Origin of the sequence: Amphritea pacifica (assembly GCF_016924145.1) — a bacterium.
GTDB classification, from domain to species: Bacteria; Pseudomonadota; Gammaproteobacteria; order Pseudomonadales; family Balneatricaceae; genus Amphritea; species Amphritea pacifica.
Genome location: NZ_JAFFZO010000002.1, coordinates 91,331 through 116,952, shown reverse-complemented (window position 1 = coordinate 116,952; position 25,622 = coordinate 91,331). Strand labels below are relative to the sequence as shown.

General features: G+C 49.4%; 26 protein-coding genes. 4 read left to right on the top strand and 22 right to left on the bottom strand.

Translation table 11 applies throughout. The annotated features are described in order from the left end of the window. Position 1 precedes the first annotated feature (1 nt). The 8 genes from JW499_RS01480 to rfbB all read right to left on the bottom strand — a co-directional run bounded on the left by JW499_RS01480 (position 2) and on the right by rfbB (position 8,090). Positions 2-1,459 (bottom strand): lipopolysaccharide biosynthesis protein, encoded by a 1,458-nt coding sequence (locus JW499_RS01480; RefSeq protein WP_205208915.1) that lies wholly within the window; start codon positions 1,457-1,459, stop codon positions 2-4. Positions 1,460-1,783: 324 nt separating this feature from the next. Beyond that, complete coding sequence (locus JW499_RS01475) at positions 1,784-2,803, bottom strand: sulfotransferase (RefSeq protein ID WP_205208914.1); 1,020 nt, start codon at positions 2,801-2,803, stop codon at positions 1,784-1,786. 104 nt (positions 2,804-2,907) lie between these two features. Next, entirely contained in the window at positions 2,908-3,597 is a 690-nt protein-coding gene (locus JW499_RS01470) for a WbqC family protein (RefSeq protein ID WP_205208913.1), read from the bottom strand. Then, complete coding sequence (locus JW499_RS01465) at positions 3,588-4,709, bottom strand: DegT/DnrJ/EryC1/StrS family aminotransferase (RefSeq protein ID WP_232846162.1); 1,122 nt, start codon at positions 4,707-4,709, stop codon at positions 3,588-3,590. The genes JW499_RS01470 and JW499_RS01465 overlap by 10 nt, the downstream gene beginning before the upstream one ends. Beyond that, positions 4,696-5,256 (bottom strand): dTDP-4-dehydrorhamnose 3,5-epimerase, encoded by a 561-nt coding sequence (gene rfbC, locus JW499_RS01460; protein WP_205208912.1) that lies wholly within the window; start codon positions 5,254-5,256, stop codon positions 4,696-4,698. Before rfbC ends, JW499_RS01465 begins: the two co-directional genes overlap by 14 nt. A 14-nt stretch (positions 5,257-5,270) precedes the next feature. After that, positions 5,271-6,143 carry a glucose-1-phosphate thymidylyltransferase RfbA gene (gene rfbA, locus JW499_RS01455; protein ID WP_205208911.1) on the bottom strand — a complete coding sequence of 291 codons (873 nt, stop codon included), beginning with the start codon at positions 6,141-6,143 and terminating at the stop codon, positions 5,271-5,273. After that, entirely contained in the window at positions 6,140-7,015 is an 876-nt protein-coding gene (gene rfbD, locus JW499_RS01450; protein WP_205208910.1) for a dTDP-4-dehydrorhamnose reductase, read from the bottom strand. The genes rfbA and rfbD overlap by 4 nt, the downstream gene beginning before the upstream one ends. 1 nt (position 7,016) lies before the next feature. Next, positions 7,017-8,090, bottom strand: a complete 1,074-nt coding sequence (gene rfbB, locus JW499_RS01445) for a dTDP-glucose 4,6-dehydratase (protein WP_205208909.1) — start codon at positions 8,088-8,090, stop codon at positions 7,017-7,019. A 137-nt stretch (positions 8,091-8,227) separates the two neighbouring features. Here rfbB and mnmC point away from each other — a divergent pair, with 137 nt between their 5' ends. Both mnmC and JW499_RS01435 read left to right on the top strand, forming a co-directional pair. Continuing rightward, positions 8,228-10,219, top strand: a complete 1,992-nt coding sequence (gene mnmC / locus JW499_RS01440) for a bifunctional tRNA (5-methylaminomethyl-2-thiouridine)(34)-methyltransferase MnmC2/FAD-dependent 5-carboxymethylaminomethyl-2-thiouridine(34) oxidoreductase MnmC1 (protein ID WP_205208908.1) — start codon at positions 8,228-8,230, stop codon at positions 10,217-10,219. Between the two features lie 35 nt (positions 10,220-10,254). After that, positions 10,255-10,914, top strand: coding sequence for a CBS domain-containing protein (locus JW499_RS01435; protein ID WP_205208907.1), 660 nt, complete (start codon positions 10,255-10,257; stop codon positions 10,912-10,914). 7 nt (positions 10,915-10,921) lie between these two features. Here JW499_RS01435 and JW499_RS01430 read toward each other — a convergent pair whose 3' ends face one another. The 14 genes from JW499_RS01430 to ccmA form a co-directional block, all read right to left on the bottom strand. Next, positions 10,922-11,599, bottom strand: a complete 678-nt coding sequence (locus JW499_RS01430) for a DUF4126 domain-containing protein (protein WP_205208906.1) — start codon at positions 11,597-11,599, stop codon at positions 10,922-10,924. Between the two features lie 17 nt (positions 11,600-11,616). After that, on the bottom strand, positions 11,617-11,829 hold the full coding sequence (locus JW499_RS01425; RefSeq protein ID WP_205208905.1) for a YheU family protein: 213 nt from the start codon (positions 11,827-11,829) through the stop codon (positions 11,617-11,619). A gap of 3 nt (positions 11,830-11,832) precedes the next feature. Further along, on the bottom strand, positions 11,833-12,420 hold the full coding sequence (locus JW499_RS01420; RefSeq protein WP_205208904.1) for a transglycosylase SLT domain-containing protein: 588 nt from the start codon (positions 12,418-12,420) through the stop codon (positions 11,833-11,835). A 13-nt stretch (positions 12,421-12,433) separates the two neighbouring features. Beyond that, the gene (gene ligA / locus JW499_RS01415) at positions 12,434-14,464 is read right to left on the bottom strand and encodes an NAD-dependent DNA ligase LigA (RefSeq protein WP_205208903.1); all 2,031 of its coding nucleotides are present in this window, start codon (positions 14,462-14,464) and stop codon (positions 12,434-12,436) included. Between the two features lie 19 nt (positions 14,465-14,483). Beyond that, positions 14,484-16,532, bottom strand: coding sequence for a cell division protein ZipA (gene zipA / locus JW499_RS01410; protein WP_205208902.1), 2,049 nt, complete (start codon positions 16,530-16,532; stop codon positions 14,484-14,486). 69 nt (positions 16,533-16,601) lie between these two features. Then, positions 16,602-17,855, bottom strand: coding sequence for a c-type cytochrome biogenesis protein CcmI (gene ccmI, locus JW499_RS01405; protein WP_205208901.1), 1,254 nt, complete (start codon positions 17,853-17,855; stop codon positions 16,602-16,604). Next, positions 17,852-18,325: a cytochrome c-type biogenesis protein gene (locus tag JW499_RS01400; RefSeq protein WP_091361361.1), complete on the bottom strand. Its 474-nt coding sequence runs from the start codon at positions 18,323-18,325 to the stop codon at positions 17,852-17,854. Before JW499_RS01400 ends, ccmI begins: the two co-directional genes overlap by 4 nt. Beyond that, entirely contained in the window at positions 18,325-18,858 is a 534-nt protein-coding gene (locus tag JW499_RS01395; protein WP_332874402.1) for a DsbE family thiol:disulfide interchange protein, read from the bottom strand. The genes JW499_RS01400 and JW499_RS01395 overlap by 1 nt, the downstream gene beginning before the upstream one ends. Before the next feature lie 21 nt (positions 18,859-18,879). Continuing rightward, positions 18,880-20,841 (bottom strand): heme lyase CcmF/NrfE family subunit, encoded by a 1,962-nt coding sequence (locus tag JW499_RS01390; RefSeq protein ID WP_205208900.1) that lies wholly within the window; start codon positions 20,839-20,841, stop codon positions 18,880-18,882. Between the two features lie 2 nt (positions 20,842-20,843). Beyond that, positions 20,844-21,305, bottom strand: a complete 462-nt coding sequence (gene ccmE, locus JW499_RS01385; protein WP_205208899.1) for a cytochrome c maturation protein CcmE — start codon at positions 21,303-21,305, stop codon at positions 20,844-20,846. Beyond that, positions 21,305-21,481, bottom strand: a complete 177-nt coding sequence (gene ccmD, locus JW499_RS01380) for a heme exporter protein CcmD (protein WP_205208898.1) — start codon at positions 21,479-21,481, stop codon at positions 21,305-21,307. Before ccmD ends, ccmE begins: the two co-directional genes overlap by 1 nt. A 10-nt stretch (positions 21,482-21,491) precedes the next feature. Further along, entirely contained in the window at positions 21,492-22,244 is a 753-nt protein-coding gene (locus tag JW499_RS01375; protein ID WP_091361372.1) for a heme ABC transporter permease, read from the bottom strand. Between the two features lie 20 nt (positions 22,245-22,264). Continuing rightward, entirely contained in the window at positions 22,265-22,954 is a 690-nt protein-coding gene (gene ccmB / locus JW499_RS01370; protein ID WP_205208975.1) for a heme exporter protein CcmB, read from the bottom strand. Positions 22,955-22,989: 35 nt separating this feature from the next. Beyond that, positions 22,990-23,628 (bottom strand): cytochrome c biogenesis heme-transporting ATPase CcmA, encoded by a 639-nt coding sequence (ccmA, locus tag JW499_RS01365; RefSeq protein WP_205208897.1) that lies wholly within the window; start codon positions 23,626-23,628, stop codon positions 22,990-22,992. A gap of 154 nt (positions 23,629-23,782) precedes the next feature. Between ccmA and fliK the strand changes: the two genes are divergently transcribed. Continuing rightward, positions 23,783-25,342, top strand: a complete 1,560-nt coding sequence (gene fliK, locus JW499_RS01360) for a flagellar hook-length control protein FliK (RefSeq protein ID WP_205208896.1) — start codon at positions 23,783-23,785, stop codon at positions 25,340-25,342. Between the two features lie 12 nt (positions 25,343-25,354). Further along, the gene (locus JW499_RS01355; protein ID WP_205208895.1) at positions 25,355-25,618 is read left to right on the top strand and encodes an EscU/YscU/HrcU family type III secretion system export apparatus switch protein; all 264 of its coding nucleotides are present in this window, start codon (positions 25,355-25,357) and stop codon (positions 25,616-25,618) included. Positions 25,619-25,622: the final 4 nt, after the last annotated feature.

Sequence of the window (25,622 nt, the reverse complement as noted above, 5' to 3'; positions counted from 1 at the left end):
CTTATCTAAAAAATCTTGCAATTCTGATTTTAACTTCTAGTTTTTTAACCAGTAAAACCATCCCTTCAGAACCAAGTAAATAGCTTATAACTAGATAAATCAACATACTAATAAAACCGCTACCTATAAGCCAAAGGAGTAGATTTTCCTGACCATGTTGTAGAAATAAATACAAGCAGAATCCAGAAACAACAGCAGAAATGATAGGTTTCGCTACATCTTCAATCTGATCTACAACTGAATACCCGATCAAGTCTGATGAAAAATAAGTATTTGGTATCAATGACAGAAAAGAAGCGATTACCTGACTTACCACAATACCAAATATACCATACGGTATAGCTAAAAAAAGTAATATCAGGTTGACAGTTTTCTTTAACAAGCCCACCTTTAACACAAGATCAGCCCGTCCTTTTACGATAAGTAGATTAACATTCAACGCATGCACTGGATATAAAATGCCTACTATACACAATAGCTGCAAGTACGGTACAGATGCTAACCATCGCTCACCAAACAGAAGATCAAACAGTGTAGGCGCTACTCCTGCTAATAGCGCCATTATCGGCGATACTATGAACATCATTAATTGCATGATCTGGCGATATTTATACCGGAGTATTCCGTTGTCATCCTGAAGTGTTGATAATGCAGGAAAAGTTGCCTGCTGTACTGCAGCAGTTAATTGTTGAGAAACAAGGTTACTAATTTTTTTTGCAAGAAAATATAACCCCGTGGCTTCAGCACTAAAAAATCGACCTATCACCAATATATACGAATTTTCAAACAGTACCTGCAGTAATCCTTCTACAAGTAGATTTTTGCCAAAACCAAAGAGCCTTGAAAATGACTCACCACTGAATTCCAGCCCAGGACGCCACCGACTGTTCAACCAGAGCATAAATGCAGATACTGTTGCAGAACTTAGCATTTGCACTACCAGACTCCAGACCCCCCAGCCAAACCACGCTGCCGTAAGAGCTAATGAACCAGAAACTACGACACTCATCGTGTTAGCCTTCATCTGAGACTTAAAGTCCATTCTGCGGCTGAGTACCGCAGTTTGGACCACTTTAGTGGCATTGAGGAACACCACCAAGCCCATCGCTTGTATTAGCAAAGTCAACTCTGGCTGACTGTAAAAACTGGCAATAAACGGAGCGCTTGCAAACAACCCTATATAGCTTAATCCGCTCAGAAACATGTTGGTATAGAATACTGTATTGAGATCTCGATTTGATACCGATTTACTTCGAATTATTGCGATTCCAAGGCCAGAATCAATAAAAGCACTGGTTAGTTCAAAAACCACAGTCGCCATGGCTACAAGACCAAAAGCATCAGGTGCTAAAAGACGAGCAAGTAACAACATAAATACGGTGCTAGCTCCTCGTGACATAAACAGGCTCACGAGGTTCCAAAAAACCCCTACACCAATCTTCTGGCTCATTGCTTTCATTAGTTAATGCCAGAATTCACGTCATATCTCCGCACTGCAGATAATCAAAATCAACTGTCAGAGGCTGATTAAGTTTGGGGGTGTTGTTATATCTATCTTTGTCAGATTTTTTAGTGCGTACAAACAATATTACATGTAGGTATTTAAGGACTTTAATCAGATAATAGAGGATAACGATTCTTCTACAACAGTAACGATCAACATTATGAATTATTGCTTTATACAAATACCCTTCTAACTTTTTAGCTATATTTATTAATATTGTGACATATTCCAGTTTCTCAAACGTCTTTCGCATATTATTGTTTACCTAACACCGTCTATTTATTTTTTCCTGTGTAACATTTCACCATAAACACGTACTGCTTCCTCCTGGCTGTACTCTTTTAACCGCCAAACATTTGTAGCCGAGAAACTTTTTTCACCACAGTATGCTGGAATATCCTTCTCACCTATACCTCCCTGATAGACCAACCGGCTTATAATCTCATTAAAGTAATGCTCTGGCCTCTGACAAAAGTTTTCATATTGAACTATTAGTTTCATATGGTCTGGTAATTTAGCGATTCCCTGCTCTACTGATTCATTAATGGCAACGATCTGCCCTGCTACTGACTCCAGTGGATCAAGATCTTTAAGGTGAGGGTATTCTTTGACTTTGAACGAATACCAAGTGGCAATATCACCATACTGTCTCTTCCGGGCTTCTAGCGCGGACTGGATGTTAAAAATAGGGTCTCTACGAATCCAGACAAACAAGGATTTATCGAACTGTTCAGCCAGCTCGGGGATATTCTGATTCATAATCATTGCTTTCATAGCGAAGGGTTTTTCAAAGATATTCGCTAATGCATTGAGTTCATCCCTAAGTCCGCTCAAGTTTCCTTTTTGCTTCAGCACATCAGCCGGCATGTAGTCCAGCTCATCGAACGGCAAGAAACGGCGCCAAAAATACCAAAACTCATTAGGAGCCAATGCACCTGTAGTCTTACCATTATCTGAACTAAAATTAATCTCGCTATTGAAGTCAAGTATTTCGTTCCGAAAGTTATAACGTGGATCTGTCAGCAACTGCTGGATTTTTGCTCCTACCAGCGAAACACCATAGAAGCGAGATAGTAGATTAGTGGGGTAGGCAACTAAACCACTGTTTGCCAGCCATTGGGTGAACAATGTAGTTCCGGATCTTAAAGAACCTACGATGAAGATTTTGGAAAAACGCTCGGAAGAACCCTCTAGGTATTGCTCATTGGGAAGCCTTAATCCCGAGTTCAATTCCTTTAGCAACACTTCAAGTGCAGATACACGTGCAAACGTCTTGGTTCGATTTTCAGACGAGGTCATTATTAAAAACCTTAGCTGGATTAGTGATAAATAGACTTCCTGATGCGGACTATAGGACTCTTAAGTAAAATGAACATTCTTACTCTTATTGTTTCCTTAGGCCTTCAATTAAGTTCATACTCCCCCAAAAGTGTCACTACTTCCTCAGATGAACAATTCATAAGTAAATCGATGATGGATAGGTTTGGTATAAACTCATTGCTACCTTGACGGTATTCTACAGGATATGAGTCAATAAATTTGAGCTCGATTCCATGCGTTGCAAAGTCAGACTTATTGTAGAGCGAGCGGCCTCCGGGCGCATTGATGTATGAATCAGTCTCAAATTTACAACATAGTTCTATTAGTCGATCTAGTGCAGACTGACTGCGCTCATAGTCGATTTCACTGGTCTTCTTGATTTCTTTCTTTAACCCAATATACGCAAATATAGCCTCAAAGCTTTTCAGGCACACTGAAGCAATACGACGATCATCATGTTCCATACATTGTCGTATCAATGGGAAAACAGTTTTAAAATATGGTGCTTTAGAGTAGCTTTGCTCAATTGTTTTCAGGACCTTTCCTACATCAGCTGAGAACTTCAAATCAGATATCAACCTATTTGAGGATGCCCCAGGTACAGGCACTGTAAAGCGTATCTCACCGGTCGAAGAAAGAACTCTGTTACGATTTATATACCCCTGTTTAATGTACGAGACATCATCGTAAATCAAAAATATATCTGCTGCATATATGAGCTGAAAATAGCCGATATAGGGAAACAGGTATGGTTGCATGACAGCTAATTGCATGCAGATAGCTCCGTTTTAATCAACTCAGTTATTTTTTTTTGGTCTGCTTTAGATAACTGATAAAAAATGGGAAGGCATAATATTCGGCTAGCTATCTCACTAGAAACCGACTGACTTACATCAACATCAAGACACGTCACTGATTCTAGTGACGGATAAAAGTATCTTCTTGCCAGCACACCATTCTCTTTGAGCGCCGTAACTGCACGCACTACCTGTTCCTCGCTATCAAAAACCACAGGGAAATATGCAAAGTTATAGTCAAGGAATTGATGTTTGGCTTGAAGCTGAAGATCATTACTCAGAGCCTCCTCATACCATCGCCAAATTACTGACCTTGCTTTCAGATTTTCTTCAATTTCATCCAACACACAAAGCCCCATCGCTGCCTGAAGCTCACTCATCTTGGCATTAATACCCAGCTCCTCAATACACTCAGGACCAGTAATGCCAAAATTGATCATCTTTTTAGCCCGTTCCAAGTCTTCCTTGCGCTTGAATACAATGGCACCACCCTCTCCTGTATGAAATAGTTTAGTAGCATGAAAGCTGAGAGTAGCCGCATCACCATAGTTAAGCAGACTTTCTCCTTTATATTTAACGCCAAAAGCGTGAGAAGCATCATAAACAACCTTCAGATTATGCTTATGCGCAATATTGTCGATTGCTTCAACATCACAAGCATTGCCGAACACATGCACCGGCACAATAGCCCGGGTATTAGGTGTTATGGCTGCTTCTATATTTTCCGGATTCATACACCAGGTATCAGGATCGATATCTACAAACACGGGTTCTACACCATCCCATTTCAAAGAACTGGCTGTAGCAATAAAAGTAAAAGGTGTAGTAATCGCTTCTGGGCACACTTTTGACTGGTCATCACTGATACCCAGTGCTCTGTATGCTATTTGCAGGGCCAAAGTTCCGTTAGCTACAAGTAGTAAATTTTCCACGCCCAGATAACTTGCCAGCCGGTGGGTAAGTAGCTGTACCAACTGACCGTTGTTAGTAAGCCACTGGCGTTCATAAATTCCGTCAATGTACTTATCGAACTTGTCACGATTAGGAAGGTAGGGTTTGGTAACGGGGATCATTTCAATAATACTCATTGAGTTCTGTCGCAGCTTGCCCAAAACTTTGCCCAATTCGATCTTTTTCTGAAAGAAGTATTTTATTAGCGCTATCCATACCCCACTCAATATTTAAAATTGGATCAGCCCAATGAATTGTACGCTCATACTCCTGGGCATAAAAGTCTGTGCACTTATACTGGAAATCAGCCGTTTCACTGATCACCAGAAACCCATGCGCAAAACCGGGTGGCACCCAAAGCATATGGCAGTTGTGCTCAGAAAGGTACTCCCCGACCCACTGCCCGAAGGTCGGTGATTTGGCTCGAAGATCCACAGCCACGTCAAACACTTCACCACGGGTTACCCGCACCAGTTTACCCTGAGGTTTTTTAATTTGGTAATGCAAACCTCGCAAAGTGTTTTTTACCGAGCGGCTGTGATTATCCTGAACGAATGCGGCACTAAAACCTGCTTCATTGAAAGCCCGCTGGTTCCAGGTTTCCATAAAGAAGCCGCGTTCATCTCCAAAGACTTTCGGTTTGATGAGTTTTACGTCGGGTATTCTGGTTGAAATAATATCCATGTAATTCCTGTTACCTATCTGCCTGTTTTCACAAGTTTCTTAAGATACGCGCCATAGCTGTTCTTCTGGAGTTTTTCTGCTTCCGCAAGTACCTGTTCCTCATTGATAAAACCCATTCGATAGGCCACCTCTTCGAGGCAAGCAATCTTAAGACCCTGACGTTTTTCTAAGGTCTCAATAAAGCTGGCGGCGTCATGAAGGGAGTCGAAAGTACCCGTATCAAGCCAGGCAAAACCCCGGCCCAGCAATTCCACCTTCAGATCACCCCGATTCAGATAAATCTGATTTACGGTGGTAATTTCCAGTTCACCACGCTCTGATGGAGTAACTGACTTTGCGATTTCAACCACATCATTATCATAGAAATATAGCCCTGTGACGGCAAAGTCGGACTTAGGATTTACCGGTTTTTCTTCGATGGAGATAGCCCGCTGCTCATCATCAAACTCAACCACGCCGAACCGCTCCGGGTCGGTAACCTGATAGCCAAATACAGTCGCCCCTTTATCCCTTGATGCTGCAGTCTGTAGAAGGTTGCTTAGCCCTTGTCCATAATAGATGTTATCACCCAGTACTAAACACACGCTGTCATCGCCAATGAATTCTTCGCCAATAATAAACGCCTGTGCAAGGCCATCAGGGCTCGGCTGAACGGCATAGGTAAGATTAATACCCCATTGTCCACCGTCACCTAACAGACGATTAAAACCTTCCTGGTCTTCGGGAGTTGTAATAACAAGAACATCCCGAATTCCGGCAAGCATCAGCACAGAAAGTGGATAATAAATCATCGGTTTATCATAAACCGGCAACAACTGCTTTGATATGCTACGGGTGATGGGATACAAACGGGTACCAGAACCTCCGGCGAGAATTATGCCTTTCATTTTTTCTCCAGAAACTCTGTCAGAGTAATTGCCAACTGACTTTTCCAATTGGGAAGCTTCAGATTCAGAGCGTTTTCCAGCTTGCTCAAGTTCATTCTTGAGTTTGCGGACCTTTTAGCTGGTGTGGGGTAGTCAAGGGTACTTATTGGCTGTGCATGTTCCACAGATAATGGCAGTGGCTCACTAGCCTGCCTCACCTCGTTAAATATCTCTGTTGCAAAGCCATGCCAACTCGTTTCACCTTTTGATGCTAATTGATATATACCGGATTTCAACTCATCACGGATCGCCAATAGGCTAATAGTGGCGATTAAACGAGCGGGGGTTGGGGCGCCAATCTGGTCTGATACGATTTCCAGCTGAGTGTGGCTGTGAGCCAGGCGAAGCATGGTTTTCATAAAGTTTTTGCCACGCGCACTATAAACCCAACTAATACGGAAGATAAGGAAGTCTGCTCCACTGTGCTCTATTGCCTGATCACCCACCAACTTGGTTTTCCCATAGTGGTTTAGCGGACCTGTTGGACTAGTTTCCGACCAGGGAAGCGTCCCCGTTCCAGGATAAACATAATCACTGCTGTAATGAAGGAAACGAATACCTCTTTCAGATGCATAGGTGGCCAGTTGAGCTGGCAACACTGCATTCAGACGATAAGCCTCAGCCTGATGCTCTTCCGCACCATCAACATCTGTCCATGCAGCAGCGTTAACAATAAGATCGGGGTTACTACCGATCAGATAATCGCTTACCGCTTCTTCACTCATAAGATCCAGTGTTAGTCGCGAAGGCGCATCAATGGCCCCTAATAGGCTCAACGTTCGATGTAACTCGAATCCGATCTGACCAGTTTTACCCAATAGTAAGATTTTCATCTTACACTTGCTCCCCTAAACGCTCTCGCTGATAACTTCCGTCCTGTACTCGTCGACACCACTCAAGATTTTCAAGATACCATTTCACTGTTTTGCGAATACCTGATTCAAAGGTCTCCAATGGCTGCCAGCCAAGCTCACATTTAATCTTACTCGCGTCAATGGCATAACGTCGATCATGGCCGGGGCGATCTTTCACTTCCGTAATCAGATCCCTATACTGAAAGCTGCCAGGTATGAGTTCCTGTAAAACATCACACAACGCATTTACGACTTCGATATTTTGTTTTTCATTGTGACCACCAATATTATAGGTTTCACCCACCTTGCCTTCGGAAACAACTGTGTACAAAGCTCGTGCGTGGTCTTCCACATATAGCCAGTCCCTGATCTGATCACCTTTGCCATACACTGGCAGCGGTTTGCCGTCCAGCGCATTGAGAATCACCAACGGAATCAGTTTTTCCGGAAAATGATAAGGGCCATAATTATTGGAACAGTTGGTTATCAATACAGGCAGGCCGTAGGTGCGCATCCAGGAACGCACCAAATGATCAGAACTTGCTTTACTCGCTGAGTAAGGAGAGCTGGGAGCATAAGCAGTTTCTTCAGTAAACAGTAGTTCTGCAGCGTTCTCATAATCAGCTGGATGGGGTAAGTCCCCATAGACCTCATCGGTGGATATATGATGGAGGCGAAACTTCGCTTTGCGCACCGGAGACAGGCCAGTCCAATAAGAGCGGCATTCCTCCAACAATATATAAGTGCCAACAATATTGGTTTGTATAAAGTCACCTGGCCCATCTATTGAGCGATCAACGTGCGACTCAGCAGCCAGATGCATTACAACATCTGGCTGGTGCTCAACAAATACTCGCCTAAGCTCTTTCTGATTACAGATATCTACATGCTCAAACGTATAGCGGTCATTATTGAACACTGATTCAAGAGACTCAAGATTGCCAGCATACGTCAGCTTATCCACGTTCACTACACTATCCTGTGTATGTTTAATAATATGACGTATAACAGCAGAGCCAATAAAACCAGCGCCCCCTGTAACCAATATCTTCATTCACTCATTCCTTTCATATTCATACAAAAGTCTCTGCTTGAGCAGACTATTCACAAACTTAAGCGAGGGTTAGACAGATTCGATACAATTGTCCGCTTAGCGCGGTACTACTGTCTAAGGTTATGACTTAAATACTTATGAAAAAACCATACACAATTGCCAATCTGGACTGGTCTTCTGAAGTACCTTTATCCACAAGGTTTGATGACATCTACTTCTCCACCGAAAACGGTCTCGCTGAAACCAACCACGTTTTCCTCGGGAACAATCAACTTCCCGAACGTTTCAGGGAGGCAGACTCATTTACCATCGCCGAAACAGGTTTTGGTACCGGGCTCAACTTCCTGGCGGCATGGCGGCTTTTCAATGAGACAGCTCCGCCATCTGCACGCTTGCATTTTATCACTGTGGAAAAGTATCCACTGACGCTGGATGATCTCATCCAGGCACTCGCTTTATGGCCAGAGCTTAACACACTCTCCGATAAACTCATTGCACAATACCCACCACTAACCCCCGGCTTTCATCGTCTCTGTTTAGACAACGGCCGGGTTACACTGACGCTGATGCTGGGCGAAGCAGTTGAATGTTACCGTCAGTTAGAGGCAAAAGTCGATGCCTGGTTCCTGGATGGTTTCGCGCCCGCCAAGAACCCCGATATGTGGTGCCCCCAGCTGTTTCAACAGGTCGCCCGACTCAGCTCTGCGGGCTCAACATTTTCGACCTTTACCTGTGCAGGTATTGTAAAGCGTGGTCTGAGAGATGTTGGGTTCCAGATCAGGAAAGTGCCCGGTTTTGGCAGAAAAAGAGAGATGCTAACCGGAACTTTTACAGATGCAGATCAGCTAACACCGCCTTCTTTGAACCATTCAGGTGTCTCTCCCGCCTGGTTCGGGTTACCTGATAAACACTGTAGCGATAAAACAGCACTCATTATTGGCGCCGGTGTGGCAGGCTGTTCGACAGCCTGGTCTCTGGCGCAGCGCGGCTGGAAAGTGACACTGGTGGACAAAAACAGTGAGATTGCGACTGAAGGCTCGGGCAATCGACAGGGGGCACTCTATGCCAAGTTACCGGTTGATCCGATCCCAGCCAGTCGTTTTCACCTTTCCGGCTTTCTCTATAGCAGTCATCTGCTAAGACAGCGTCTGGCGGATCGCACAGATATCTGGTCGCCCTGTGGTCTGTTGCAGCTGGCTGCCAATGATAAAGAACTGATTAAACAGCGTAAGTTGGCAGAATCCGGAAACTATCCCGATGATGTAGTTCGCTTTGTCGGGCAGGTTGAGGCGTCAGCGATTGCCGGCATTACGGTTAATAATAGCGGTTTGTTTTTCCCGGCGGCTGGATGGGTTACACCACCCCGACTCTGTCAGTGGTTAACCGAACATCCCTCTATTACAGTCATCACTGATACCAGGATCACCCGGCTGGAACGTGAAGCCAACCGGTGGCACGCTTATACAGACGATGATCAGGCGCTTACCGCTGATGTGGTGGTCGTCGCCTCGGCAGCCGAGAGTATGCAGTTTGAACAGCTGAACCACCTGCCACTGCAGAAGATCAGGGGGCAGGTTTCGCTGACCGATACAAACATTAATGCGCTGCAACTGAAGACCGTCCTCTGTAGCGAGGGCTATATCTCCCCGGCCAAGCAGGGTGCTTTCTGCTTTGGTGCCACATTTGATCTTAATGATACTGCCACCGAGATCCGTGAATCTGGCCACCAGCATAACCTTGATAAGGTGTACGACATGGCACCTGAACTTGGCAAGAGTCTGTCTCAGTACCATACTGAAAACGGACTACAGGGCCGTGTTGGATTCCGTTGTGCATCGCCCGATAAGCTGCCTCTCATTGGTCCGGTAGCGGTGTATCAGTCTTTTCTCAATGATTATGGCCGACTGCGTCATGATGCCACTACGATCATTGATACTCAGCCGCAGCACTATCCCGGCTTATTCGCAAACCTGGCGCATGGATCTAAAGGGCTGATCAGTGGTCCAATAAGTGGAGAGATTATCGCGTCTATGCTTGAAAGTGAGCCCCTACCACTGGAAAAGGAGTTAATAGATAAGCTGAGTCCTGCTCGATTTATCATCAAGAATCTGATCAGGCGGGCGATATAATCTCTATCGTTCACTCAGAGTAGCGCACTACAGTTATGGCATTGGTAATTTACGATCAGGGTTATCGTATCCAGACACCGGTTAAATCGATGTTTACCCCCCGTGGGGTAGAGCAACTGGCTGCGTCTCCCCATACCGCAGAGGCGGGGGTCGAAAAAGATCATGAGAAAGATCATGTGGACCAGATTCAGCACCATGAATATGGGCCACCAGCCAAAGGCAACGCTCGTAAAGCCGCCACGCTTTATACTCAGACCGGCGGCAGCGCTCAGGAACAGCCCCGCTCCTATATTCCCGCATCGCTGATTATGTCGCACCCGGTTCAGGCAGTGTTACAGGGCAGCAAGATTCAGTCAGCCCTGTATAAGATGAAACAGTTTGATATCAGCCATCTGTTGGTTCTCTCAGGGGCTGGCAGACTCATGGGAACCGTGACAGAAAAGCTACTGCTGCAGTACCTGAGTTATCAGGGAGCCCAGTCACATACCATTGAAGACACCATTGAGCAGTGCTACACCCGACAGGTTATTACAGCAACGCCCGATACCAATATCCGCCAACTGGCGGTCAGCTGCGTGGAACACCAGCTAAGTTGCATCCCCATTGTTCAGGAGAATGGTAATCTGGTGGGGATCATCACCCGCACGGATCTGCTGCAATCACTGATTAATAATGAATGGCTGGACAGCCGCTAAACCAGCCTTAGTTTTTATATCTGCCATGCTGATGGGGCAGAGCGTTGCTGTTATCCTCCGGGTAGCGAATATCGTCATCCCGGGAGCCAAACAGCCCGGCCAGAAAGGCAAATAGCTTCTTCACACCCCGCCAGATTTTTGGCAGCAACCAGACCACCAGTGCGATAAACAGCACCAGGCCGATCAGAAATGCCACCGGATAGTTAAGTGCTGTCCACAACCCGCCAAATACTGCCAGATCTTCCGTAATGGATGCAGTCCAGTTCGTCACCGGTTCCGGTGATGTATTAATCATCACCCGCCCCCCAGCTTTCAGGGCATGACTGGTAGCCGAGAGTGAACCACCGACAAGTGCGGCAGCCAGTATAACCGCTTCATTCATATCACCCACGGCGCCAGCCGCCAGTGCCGCACCCGCGGGGATCCGGATAAAGGTATGCAGAGTATCCCAACCGGTATCGACGCCGGGCACTTTATCGGCAAAAAACTCTACACAATACATAAACCCTGCAGCCATCAACACCATGGGGTCAGCAACAATTTCCAGCCCAGCGGGCAGTTGCAGATTGCCGGTATTGGCCATCAGCCCCAGCATCAGAATGGTCGCATAGAGATTAATACCGCTGGCCCAGCCAACCCCCATGGTCAGCGCTATCAGCGCTGTAATCTGTTCCAACTGATCCATAACAACACCCCGGTCTACTACAAACTATTACGGGCAACTATATTGCACTGGCCTGTACTCTGGCTGAACAGTACAACCGCTTCCCCCTGTTTCAGTTTAGCTCTAACCTGCTCTATGCGCGTCTCGGTGGTTGTTTCCTTAAAGCCATAGTCCGTACCGTCACGGGTGACAAACTCCTTTATAAGGCTTGTCAGCGTGTCTGGCTGAAGCTGTTCCCAGGGGATAATCATCGTTCACCAGGGCCAGCGAAAGAAGCTGTCTGCTCTTTCCCGGATGCGGGGACAGCTTTTCAGGTCTTGCCGGTATTGTTCCGCCCGCCGATCAACCGCTTCTGCCTGAGCCTGCAACACCGGATCGGGATGATATTCGATCCGGTATAACCCGCCATGGCCTATTCTCGACGCGATGTACAGTTTACCGGCCTGATTCATATTCAGATCGTTACGCCGGCTGGCCATCTGAGCGTGCCAGCCAAGGAAATCCAGCGCAGTGGTGATATCGGCAACCGTACCAGACCAGTTTTCACTGGCCAGACGATACTCTTCCCAATCGAAAGAGACCGGTGCGATATACTCGCTGGCCTCCGTGCCAACCGGCATATTCAGCTCCGCCAATGCGATATGCAGCGGTAAGCCCCAGCGACTTTCAGTCGATACCGCAGCATCAAGCCAGTCATTATTCTCATACAACCCGAGACAAAATGGGTTTTCCGGTTTTACAAAGCGTTCCGGTACCACCTGAGCCATCTGACTACAGCCCTGCAGCACAAAAGCACTCAGCAAGTACAGCGGTATTGATCTGTAAAACGTCGAACTGTGCATCTGTCAGATATCCTTAGCCGTTATATTTCGCCAGCAAAGCCAATAGCTCTGATTCATCCATTACGGGAATATTCAACTCTTCCGCTTTCTGTAGTTTAGACCCTGCCCCCGGCCCTGCCACCACACAGTCGGTATTCTTAGATACGCTGCCGGCCACTTTCGCGCCCAGTGCCAGCAACAGTTTTTTCGCCTCTGAACGGGGCATCTGTTCCAGCGTTCCGGTCAACACCCAGGTCTGCCCCGCTAAAGGCTGAGCTTTCTGGTCCACCTCGACATCCTGCCAGTGAACACCGGCATCACGAAGAGCCTGAATCACTTCACGGTTATGCACCTGATGGAAAAAGCTGACGATATATTGTGCCACCACAGGGCCAATATCCGGAGTGGCCTGCAACATCTCTTCGCTGGCCGCCATCACCGCCTCCAGAGAACCAAAGTGAATCGCCAGTGTTCTTGCTGTGGCTTCGCCGACCTCGCGGATCCCCAGGGCATAGATAAAGTTAGCCAGCTCGGTTGCCTTGCTGTTTTCGATACTCTGCAACAACTTAGTGGCTGACTTATCGCCCATCCGCTCCATACTGGCCAGCTGCAGATGGTGGAGCCGATACAGATCCGCCGGACTATGCACCAGCTCTTTCTCTACCAGAGCCTCGATCAGCTTCTCACCCAGACCATCAATATCCATCGCCTTACGGGATACATAGTGCTTCAGCGCCTCTTTACGCTGGGCAGCACAGCTCAGGCCACCGGAACAGCGTGCAACAGCTTCCGTTTCAACCCGGACAATCTCCGCATCGCACACCGGACAGCACTCTGGCAAGCTGACAGGCTGAGTCTGCTCTGGACGACGCTCCGTGACGACGGATACCACCTGGGGAATAACATCACCGGCACGGCGGATAATCACACTGTCCCCCGCTCTGACATCCAGCCGCTTCACCTCATCCATATTGTGTAGTGTGGCATTACTCACCGTAACACCACCGACAAACACCGGTTCAAGTCGCGCAACCGGTGTAATCGCACCGGTTCGTCCCACCTGAAACTCCACTGCTTTGACCCGGGTGATCTCTTCCTGCGCCGGAAATTTATGCGCAATGGCCCAGCGCGGCGCCCGGGAGACAAAACCCAACTGTTGTTGCAACGCTATATCATTGACCTTAAAGACAATGCCGTCGATCTCATAGGCCAGTTGATTACGCTTCGCGGACAGCTTGTCAAAATACTCAAGGCACCCCTCGGCCCCCTCAACAACGGCCATCTCAGCATTAATTTTCAGTCCCCAGGTAGCCAGTTTGCGCAAAATTGCTGCATGGCTATCGGGCAGCTCTCCCCCGCTAACAACCCCCACTGAGTAGCAGCACATCTCCAGAGACCGCTGGGCGGTAATTTTAGGATCAAGCTGTCGCAGACTACCAGCCGCCGCATTACGGGGATTAACAAAAGGTTTATCACCCCGTTTAAGGGCTTGCTCGTTAACCTTTTCGAAGCCTTTACGGGGCATATAGATCTCACCGCGGACTTCCAGCCGCTGCGGATAATCATCCCCCATCAGCCGTAGCGGGATCGAATTGATGGTGCGCACATTCAGGGTGATATCCTCCCCGGTAGTGCCATCGCCCCGGGTGGCGCCTCTGACCAGAACGCCGTTCTCATACAGCAGGCTAACCGCGATACCATCCAGTTTAGGCTCACAGGCAAACTCGATTTCAACCTCCTCACCCAGCCTGAGCCGGTCTCGCACCCGCTTTTCAAAACTGCGCATATCATCAGCAGAAAATGCATTATCCAGCGATAGCATCGGCATCTCATGGCGTACCTGGGTAAAGGCGGCCAGGGGTTCAGCACCGACACGCTGGGTCGGAGATTCCGGGGTTACCAGCCCGGGATATTCCTGTTCCAGTTTTTTCAGCTGCTGAAACAAACGATCATATTCAGCATCCGGTACCTGAGGATCATCAAGCACATAGTACTGGTAGTTATAGTGACGCAGTTGATCGCGCAACTGCTCAAGCAGCTGCGTAATGGAGATATCAGGTTTCATTGGCAAGTATCTGGAAGGTTCAGGCGGATGTTGTTTTTTTCAATTTACGCATTTCAAACTTACGGATGCGCTCACGATAGTGCTCTTTGGTCTGATCCCGCATGGTGGAGCGATTCTCATCCAGCAACACACCATGCAGGTTTTTTGCCACGGCAATCGCGGTTGCCAGCATACACTCGTAAGCATTCATGACATCACGGGGTTCTTCCATCGACATAAAGAAGGTTACTCCCCGGGTTTCCATGCTATCCATGGTATCGATATCAAAATAGCCCGGTTCAAGCGCGTTGGTCATACTGAACTGGATGGCGCCCTTATCAAGGCCATCTTCATAACGGTGGAAGATCTTCATATCGCCATAGCGCATACCGCACGCCAGCAGAATTTGCAGCAGACTCCGACCGGAAAAACCATTCTGCCCCTCAGCAGCAACCACCGAGATTACCAACACTTTATCGGCTTCCGGAATCTTCTGCAGAGACTGCCCCTTAATACCAATACCACTGTTGGGAGTATCTGCCGTATTTACCGGTTTTGCTGCTGTTATATCTGGCGTTCTGGAGGAGGACTGATCGCCGAAGAAACCATCGGCGATCTCTTCAGGTTCATCATCAATAGCGGAGAAGCGTTCAGGCTGAGGTGCCGGCTTTGGTTTTGGCTTCAGCGCAGCCTTGACCCTTGCCAATCCAGACTTTTCAAACGGCGGCTCAGATTCAACAGCCGGTTCATCAATCAGAGAAAAGATCGATTCCTGACGCTCCTGCAGGTCCATCGAGGTCTGTTGCAGCTGACTGTTATCTTCACATACCGGACGCATCAGCTCACTCACCGGACGGGTATAATCAAACTCACTTTCATCGTCATCATCATCGCTCTCAGCCACTTGATCTGTCCGAAACCCTTCAGGCAGGGAGTCGATCAGATCATCATCCTCAGCCGAGTATGACGCGCTAAGCTGAGAGTTTGCAGGAACGGCTTTCCTGTCCGACTCATCAGCGGGAAACAGTTCGACGTTTTCAGGCTGGGCGATTTCAGGCTCTGAGTTTTCAGTTTCTAAGTTCTGTAACTCTGAACTTTCTAATTCAGAGCTTTCTAATTCAGTACCTTCAGACTCCAGACGTGCGGAGTCAGTGAGTCCTTTTTCAAAGTGGGCTGCTTCAGGATTGTCATCTTCGATTTGTGCGGATCCCGGATATGCCGGTTCCAGGCTCTCAGATTCAGGGCTATCAGATTCAGGGCTATCAGATTCAAGGTTTTCAGGTACTAAGTTTTCAGGTCTGAACAACTCTGGCTCAGCAGAGGAATAGGCTGATATCCGCCCGGACTCTGATCCTGTTTTAGCGTCAGCGCCACGCTCTTGCTGAGTGACAATATGTTGAACAACAGGTATATCTTCATCCGCTGCCCCATCTTGTGGGGAATTATCAGAGGTTTTATCTGCAGGGTGTTCGTTATTTTTCTCTGAAGGCTTTGGGGTACGAACTACACGTACGGCGGAGATCCCTTCATCCATATCATCAAAGGATGGACCATCGTGGTGTGGCGGAAAGCTGTCGGATGAAGCGAACAGTGGATCATGCTCATCCTCAGAGAAGGTTGGGCTGATATGCTCTGATCGCCCTTGTACAGACTTGTTCATCCAGGCAGGTTTGGCGAAACGCCCGGGAGCAGCCGAAGGCTCGGTAGCAGGACTGGAACTGGCTGAACTCTGGTCAGGTTTATTCTGAGAAAGCGGCTTGCGAGACTCTGGTTTTTCCGCAGCCGAGCGGGCCGCTTTGGCAATCGACAACTCCAGCCCTTCATCTCCCAGCTCGGCATTACCAAAGACGGGCTCACGGCGTGTGTCGGCAGCGCTGTCAGACGCCCGGCCAACCACCCTTGCACCACCGCCAGGCAGTTCAGGATTAAAGGTCTCTTCGGGCACATCAGGGATATCATTGAACGACTTGTCGATTTTCATCTTCAGCCGGTTACCGCCGCCCCGCATGCGGCGCCAGCCATCCAACACAATCAGGAGAACAACTATCGCGCCACCGATAATCAGCCATTCGCGTAATCCTAATTCCATTGCCAGATATTACCCTTGTTTTAATTTAAATGCGGTCTGCCGATTCTCTATTGTCCTGAATTTGGTCAATCATTCAACTATATGATCAATAGACAGCTCTAATATATCAACTTGGTCATGAACAGCAACAGGAGAAATGGTTCCACTCAAGTCTCCAGGCTGCGGAGTCGGCTGTCCTGAAGCAGATACCCGCGCAGTCACTTCAACCGTTTCAGCGCCAGAAAGCTTTGCTTGCGGACTCATCGCCATACTGTCATCCAGGACAATGTTGAGTGGCAGGTCAGCAACGGTCACCCGTTTTGCCGCCAGCGGCATTCTGCCTCCCACCGGGCGGGCAAAGATAAACACCGTCATATCTGGCGTTACCCGGCTTTTCAGCTCAGGACTCAGACTAACCGCCAGCTGGATTTTCACCTCGGCAAGCTCCGGCAGATCGGGCACAGTTTCCCCTGCGGCAATCAGTTTATCCCGGGCAGAGATAATCCCGGATTTCAGCGAATCCGCCTGTTCAGTACTGGCGTTAGTCAACGCTTTACGCCAGAACTCCATCGCAGCACGATAGTCCTCAGATTCGTAAGATTCGATCCCCAGCAACCCCAGCGCGGTCACATCAAACGGGTCCAGCGACAGGGTTTTATCAACCTCATTGCGGATCTGCTGATTCATTTTGCCACTGTTCGCGAAAAACAGCGCCTGTGCATACTGGCCATTAACCCCGGCATATTGGGGGGCATCTTCCGGCAGGTATTTGAGAGCCTTGCCATAACCATCGGCGGCGGCAGAAAAATTCTGCATACTCATAAACGTATTCGCCAACAGGTACCAGCCCTCGGGATTTTCAGGCTCCTCTTTAAGACGCTCCTGCAACGCAGTGATCGCTTCTTCAACGGTCGGTTTGCGACCATTAAATGGGTCAGCAGGGCGGTTCATTGCTACGGCGAGATCGCCGGAACGACCATACTGGCTGTAAATCGCCAGCCCCATTGCCGGTATCAGTGCAGCCAGCAGAAAGGCGGTAATGATCGACTGGCGGGTAATGCGTACTGGCTTACTGGAAGAGGCAACCGTATCGTCAACATCTTGCAGCAGGTTACGCTCCAGCTCCAGCTTCAGAAAATCATAGTTTTCCTGATCGAGACTACCCGCAGCCCGTTCAGCATCCAGCTCTGCAAGACGTTCCTGATAAATACTGATGTTCAGCTCACGACGATCAACATCGGGCTGGACAGCATCCTCAAGCTGACGTCCCCGATAAACCGGCACTAAAACAAATGCCACTGCCAGAAGTGATAGCAGTGCGATTCCTAACCATAACGCCGTCATTTATTCTGTTCCTGTTTGAGTATCTGATCGAGTCGCTGTTTCTCGGCATCGCTTAAATTGCCGTCTGGTTTGCCCGGTTCAGTTTTCTTACGCTTGCCACTGATCAGTAAAACCACGATAACACCGATCAACAATAATGCTGCGGGTCCATACCAAAGCAGATAGGTTTGCTCTGACATCCGTGGACGATAGAGTACAAACTCACCGTAACGGGTCACCATAAAATCGATTACCTGTTCATCATCCGCGCCGTTTTCCAGCATCCGGTAGAGTTCATCCCGCAGATCCTTGGCGATAGGTGAATTAGAATCGGCAATATTCTGGTTCTGGCATTTAGGACAACGTAGTTCGGTGGATAATGACTGAAACCGTTCCCGGGTCGCATCATCTTTAAACTGGTAGGTATCAATCGCGGCACTCGCTAAACTGCTGAAGCTGAGTAAAACCACTAACAAAACCTGACGAACCATCAGTTCACCTCCAGCTGCTTCATTTTCTGCCGCAACTCACCCCAAACACGCTGGTCAATCGCCCCAACATGTTTGTAACGAATGATCCCCTGGGCATCCAGCAGGAAGGTTTCCGGCGCGCCATAAACCCCCAGATTGAGTCCCAGATGACCGTCAGGGTCATAGATATTCAGGGCATAGGGGTTCATATACTTATCCAGCCAGATCTTAGCCTTAGCCCGGTCGTCCTTGTAATTAACCCCATAGATGGTGACTCCCTCATCGCGTGCCATGCGGTTTAGCTGGGCATGTTCCTGCTTACAGGTCGGGCACCAGGTAGCCCATACATTGAGTAACGCCGGACGCCCCTTCAGGTCAGCTGCCGTGATAGTTTTCTGCTCGTCCAGCAGTGCCGACAGACTGAACTCTGGCACCGTCTTACCGATCAGCGGTGAAGGGAGGGTTTTGGTGTCTTTTCCGATGCCATTCCAGAGAAACAACCCCAGAGCGACAAACAAAACCAGCGGCAAAATAACAATTAATCGACGCATCATTATACCTATCGAAACACTTAATCAGGCGGCTGCCCGGGCGGCATCCCGCCGGGCCTGTTTACGGTAACGGGGGTCTGTGGCAGCCAGCAGGCCACCGGCAGTCATTAGCAGACCACCCAGCCAGAGCCACCGGACAAAGGGTTTATGCTGTACCCGCACGGCCCATGCGCCGTTTTCCAGCGGCTCCCCCAGTGCAACATAAAGATCGCGGAACAGTCCGGGATCAATATCGGCCTCCGTCATCACATTACCCCGGGCCGGGTAGAAACGTTTTTCCGGTCGCAGCTCACCATACAGTTTGCCGTTAAAACTCACCCGGATAACGCCCATATCTGAGCTGTAGTTTGGCCCCTGCTTCTTCTGAGCACCTAAAAACTCAAACTGATAGTTACTGAAGCTCAGCACATCACCGGGCGCCATCCGCAGATCACGTTCCTCATTGTAGATGCTCACCATCAGCGCCCCTACGACCGCAACCGCAATACCGGTATGCGCCAGAATCATACCAAAGTAGCTTCGGGACATACCGGAAACCGCAGCTTTAACGCTGCTTCGACCGGCCACTTTTTTCCAGAAGTCCCTGATGCTGCTGAAGACTACCCAGAACACCAGCGCCATCACACCCGCAACGGTCAGGTTAAATTCCTTAGCGTAAAGATACTGCACCAGCAAACCGGCAATGACACTGATAACTGCAGGCAGCCACAGCTGTTTCAACAGAAACGCCACTGACGTTTCCCGCCAGCGCGCAGCGACACCCAGGCCCAGAGCCCCCAGAATCAGCAGCATCAGCGGAATAAACAGGGAGTTAAAGTAGGGAGGACCAACCGAGATCTTACCCCAGCCCATCGCATCTACGATAAGTGGGTATATTGTTCCCAGCAGCACCATCATCGCTGAAACCACCAGCAGAATATTGTTCAGCAACAGCAATGATTCCCGCGATAGCAGCGCAAAACTGGATTCGCTTTTCACGTTCCCCGCTTTAACCGCATAGAGGATCAGAGAGCCGCCAATGGTGATCGCCAGCAGCGCCAGAATAAAGTAGCCACGATCCGGGTCAGAGGCGAACGCATGTACCGATGTCAGCACCCCGGAACGAACCAGGAAGGTCCCCAGCAGACTCAGGGAGAAGGCAAAAATCGCCAGTAACACGGTCCAGCTTTTAAACACGCCACGTTTTTCAGTAACAGCCAGTGAGTGAACCAGTGCAGTCCCCACCAGCCAGGGCATAAAGGAAGCGTTTTCAACCGGATCCCAGAACCACCAGCCACCCCAGCCAAGTTCATAGTATGCCCACCAACTACCTAACGAGATACCCAGTGTCAGAAACGCCCAGGCAATATTGGTCCATGGCCGCGACCAGCGCGCCCAGGCGGAATCCAGACGTCCGGTCAGCAGCGCAGCGATCGCAAAGGCAAAAGCAACCGAAAACCCTACGTAGCCCATATACAGCATTGGTGGGTGAATAATCAGGCCGATATCCTGCAGTAGTGGGTTAAGGTCGCCACCTTCGGAAGGAAACTGCGGCAGGTGACGATCAAACGGACTGGAGGTCAGCAGAGTAAACAGGATAAATCCCACAGCCACGATCCCCATCACCGCTAACACCCGGGAGACAATCTCTACCGGCAGGTTCTGGCTTTTAAAGGCAACCGCCACCGTCCAGCCACTGAGGATAACAACCCAGAGCAACAAGGACCCCTCATGACCACCCCAGATCGCACTTATCTTATAATACCAGGGCAATAGGGTGTTTGAGTTAGTAGCAACATAAGCCACCGAAAAGTCATCCACAACGAAGGAGTACCCCAGACAGGTAATACTGATCGCCAGAAAGAAAAACATCCCTACCGACAACGGCCGGGCATAGTTCATCAACAGGGTATTGCCGACAGATGCCCCTACCATCGGTACAACCGCCAGCAGTAAAGAGATACACAACGCCATAATCAGCGCATATTGACCCAACTCTGGAATCATAATTATTCAGCTCCTGCAGCGCGCATCTGTTCAGGCATTTTACCGGCCTTTTTAAGCGCCTCGGCAACTTCCGGAGGCATGTAGTTCTCGTCGTGCTTGGCCAGCACTTCAACCGCTTCAAACACCCCTTGGTTGTTCATCGCGCCCTGCGCAACAATTCCTTGCCCTTCGCGGAAAAGGTCAGGCAGGATACCGGTGAAGGTGACGGTTACCTTATTAGCAAAGTCGGTCATATCAAAGGTGACCTGCAGGCTCTCGGGATCTCGTTTCACGCTCCCCTCAACCACCATTCCTCCGGCCCGGATACGGGTGCCTTCCGGCGCTTTATGCTCAACAATATCGGTTGGCGAGTAAAACAGGTTAATATTCTGCTGCAGGGCATACATCACCAGCCCCACCGCAATCGCGGCACCAAAGACGATGAAAAGTACGATAATAAGTCGCTGTTTACGTTTCGGATTCATTAGCTCTGTTTCTCCCTGCGCAGGCGACGGGCCTGTTCTGTAAAGATGTGACGCTTGTGCATCAGCGGGTTGACAATATTTATTACAATCACAACCAGAGCGATCGCATAACTGAGCCAGACATAGAGGCCGTGCCCCCCCATATCGATAAATTCGGCAAATGATTCAAAACTCAAAATAATACCCTCAACCAGCTATCAGGTCGCGCACCCAACTGCTGCGACGCTCACGCTGAATAATTTCGTTACGCAGCCGCAGCATCATCGCTACAGCAAAGAAACAGTAAAAACCGATCACCATCACCAGCAACGGCACCCACATCTCTGCAGGCATCGCCGGGCGCTCGGTCAGTTTAAAGGTGGCAGGCTGGTGGAGCGTATTCCACCAGTCCACGGAGTATTTGATAATCGGGATATTCACCAATCCTACCAGCGCCAGTACCGCAGTTGACTGAGCCGCCGTGCGCTCACTCTCGATGGCGGAATTCAGGGCAATAATACCCAGATAGAGGAAGAACAGAATCAACATTGAGGTCAGTCGGGCATCCCAGACCCACCAGGAGCCCCAGGTAGGCTTACCCCAGATGGCACCAGTTGCCAGAGATAACACCGCAATCGATGCGCCAATCGGGGCACAACACTTGGCGACCATATCTGCAACTTTCATTTTCCAGATCAGACCGATCGCACCGGCAACCGCCATCAGCATATAGCATGACTGCGCCAGAATAGAGGACGGCACATGAATATAGATTATCCGGAAGCTATTGCCCTGCTGGTAGTCGGCAGGCGCAAACGCCAGTGCCCAGACAGTCCCCGTTACTAACAGCAGTATTGCTGCGATGACAAACAACGGTAACAGTTTGCCGGTAATTTCATAACACCAGCGGGGAGAAGCCAGTTGATAAAACCAACGAGGCATCCACTTCTTATCAGCCATATTTCAACCTTATCGGGGTATTACCCACTTACACTAATTCTTAATGCGGCACCAATTGCCAGCGGCGCCATCACCAACCCAAGCGAGAGCATCGCTCCCAGAATGGCCAAATACCCCCCCAAGGGTAACCCCGTCACTGCGCCCTGCACCGCAGCACTGCCGAAAATCAGCACCGGAATATAGAGCGGTAACACCAGCAGGGAGATTAACACGCCTCCCTTGCGTAACCCGACGGTCAGAGCAGCGCCGATGGCACCAATCAGACTCAGGGTTGGTGTGCCCAGCAGCAGACTCAGGACCAGCCCCCCCATACCTTCTGCAGGTAAAAACAGCATAACTCCCAATACCGGCGCCAGTAATGTTAACGGTAAACCAGTGAGCATCCAGTGCGCCAGTACTTTTGCCAGCACCACCAGGTAGAGTGGCTGTGGACTGAGTAAAATCTGTTCCAGCGTTCCATCCTCAAAATCAGAACGGAACATACTATCCATCGACAAAAGCGTCGCCAGTAACGCAGCAACCCACACCACACCGGGTGCCACATCAGCGAGGAAGGTTGGATCAGGGCTTACCCCCAGTGGAAACAGTGTTGCGACCATCAGGAAGAAAATAAGCGGGTTGACCAGATCACTTTTACGCCGATAGGAAAGTAACAGATCTCTCTTCAACGCCCCCCAGAAAGGGCCATCAACCTTGTATACATGGACCATCGACTCTTCTGTCGATTGGTTAGGCACACTATCGTTCATAAAGTTCCCGCTAATTGATCAAGATTAAGCCTGCGGATTTTATCCCCCATCGCCAGCTCATGATGGGTCGTCAGAATAACGGTCCCTCCCTCCTGAGCATGGGTAGTAATCAGCGCTTCTTTCTCCGCGACCCCGCGTTTGTCAATTGCAGTAAAGGGCTCATCCAGAATCCATAACGGCGCCCGGCTAAGATAGAGCCGTGCCAGGCTGACACGGCGATTCTGACCGGCAGAAAGCGTATGACAAGGTACATCTTCATAGCCCTTCAGGCCCACTTTAACCAGCGCATAATCCAGTTTAGTCAGATCCATCTCCGGGTGCAGAGACGCATACCACTGCAAGTTTTCTCGCGGCGTGAGCACCGCTTTGACACCCGGCTGATGCCCGAAATAGAGCAACGACTCGCGATACGCCTGAGCGCAGTTATCCAGGTGCTCGCCCTGCCAATAGATGTCACCTTCAAAATGACGCGACAAGCCGCTGAGAATACGCAACAGCGTGGTTTTACCACTGCCGTTTTGCCCTTCAATCTGGATCACCTCACCAGCATTGACCTCGAAACAGAGACCTTCAAACAGCACACGCTCATCCCGTTCGCAGAACAGATTGTCGATTTTCAGTCTTGGTGTAGACAACTGGACACCCTCAATAAAGCAAAACAGGCAAAGTCGCCTTTATAATTAGCAATACCCGCCGAAAGCAAGGCATTATATACAAAATAAACAGCCGAAGTGCATTACTCGGTCAAAAGAACTATATCCACTCTGAAACTGTGCAGGAAAACCGACAGTGCTGAATCCACTGAGCATACAGAATCTGCAGAACAGCGCCGGAAAACCGCTTTCGGCAGCAGAACTTGTGCGTGCCCTGCCCCTGAATACGCCGACTCCGATTACGATCCGTCAGGTCAGCGGGGATCCGACCCAGCCTAATCAGTTCAAGTTACAGGTGCAGCTTGGTAGTCAGCTGTATCAACTAAGGGGAAATCAACCACTACCTCCTGGCAGCTCGGCGACTTTAACCCGCACCGCAGCAGGACAACTACTGCTGAGCAATATTGCCGGCCAGCCCACGACGCAAACTCAGACACTTAATCAACCAGCCACCACTCAGTCCCAGCCGATACAACAGAGCGGTGCCATAACCCCGCCTGGTAACCATCAGACCATCGCCCCGGATCAACCCCCTGTGGTACAGATTAAAGGGCGCACGCAGCAAGGGCCACAGGAACCCCGCAGCCAACAACCGCAGCCGCCGGGGACGTCAACAGCTCAGACACCACAACCGCCGACAGCGACTGTCCCGGCCCGTTCATTACCGGGACTGAACCGCTTACTGCCACTGAATCAGCCGGTGCTGGCCAATCTTTCTGTAGCGATCAGAACCGGAAGCGGTGAGGGGAATCTGATTGCCAGTATTAATGGCCGGACACTGCCTCTCACCCTGCAACAACCGCCCCCCTTTGATGGCAAGGTACTCCTGATCAGAACCGCCTCTGATCAGGTGCAGATCCATCCGTTAACATCGCCGCTACAGAATCAGAATCTTAACCGCAGTATCACCGATGCATTACGCTATGTCTTACCGGCGCAACAGCCTGTGGCGGACAGCCTGATAAAGCTGCAGCAGCTAAACAATAGTGCCGGCGGTGAGAAAAGCCCGATAAACAGTATTATCAGCTCATTGATCAACCTGTTTGGGGTCAAGACGGAGTCTGCCGCTGCGGGGCAGTCCGGCATCCAGCAAAACCTGCTAAATGGCGGTCTGTTCACTGAGCGTAACCTCGCCGATCCCCGCAGTCAGATCCCAGCCGGAGAGATGAAGCATCAACTGAATCAGCTTTTACGTCAGGCAGACCGGCTACCGGAACAGGCGCGACAGCAGTTACATGAACTGGTGAAAGGACTGTTGAACCGGGTGACCGGTAACCAGCTGGAAAGTATTCAGAATACCCGCATCAACAGCGATGGTGGTCTGGAACGCTATTTTGCCCTTGACCTGCCAGTCAGAAATGGGGAGCGACTGGATAATGTTGAACTGAAAATATCGGAACACCGCAAACAACTTTCTGCAGATGAGTGGCAACGACTCTGGCGGGTCAGGCTTCACTTCGATCTCGAGGAGCAGGGCAGCGTTGATGCAGAACTGGTGCTGGAACAGGAACATCAGATCACAGCACATTTCTGGTGTAGCCTGGCAGCAACCGCCGAACAGCTGAGCGATAAATTACCGGACTTCAATCGCCAGTTACACCTGCAGGGATATAGTATTAACTCAATCCATTGCAGCGAGGGCACCGCCCCAAAACCGGTCAATCAGGTGGAACAACTCATCGATGTGGTCACCTGAAACGGAGTAGATGTGAACAAAAAAACAGAACAGTATCAGAAGGCGATCGCCCTGAATTATGATCATCAGGGTGCACCAAAGGTAACCGCCAAAGGACAGGGAGTTATCGCTGAACAGATTATCCGGCTGGCCCGGGAACATGACGTGCACATCCACGAAAGTCCGGAACTGGTGGAGGTTTTATTACGCCTGGAGCTGGGCGATGAGATACCGGAAAGTCTCTATCGCGCCATTGCAGAGATCATCGCCTTCACATACAAGCTAAAAAACGGCTAGCCCT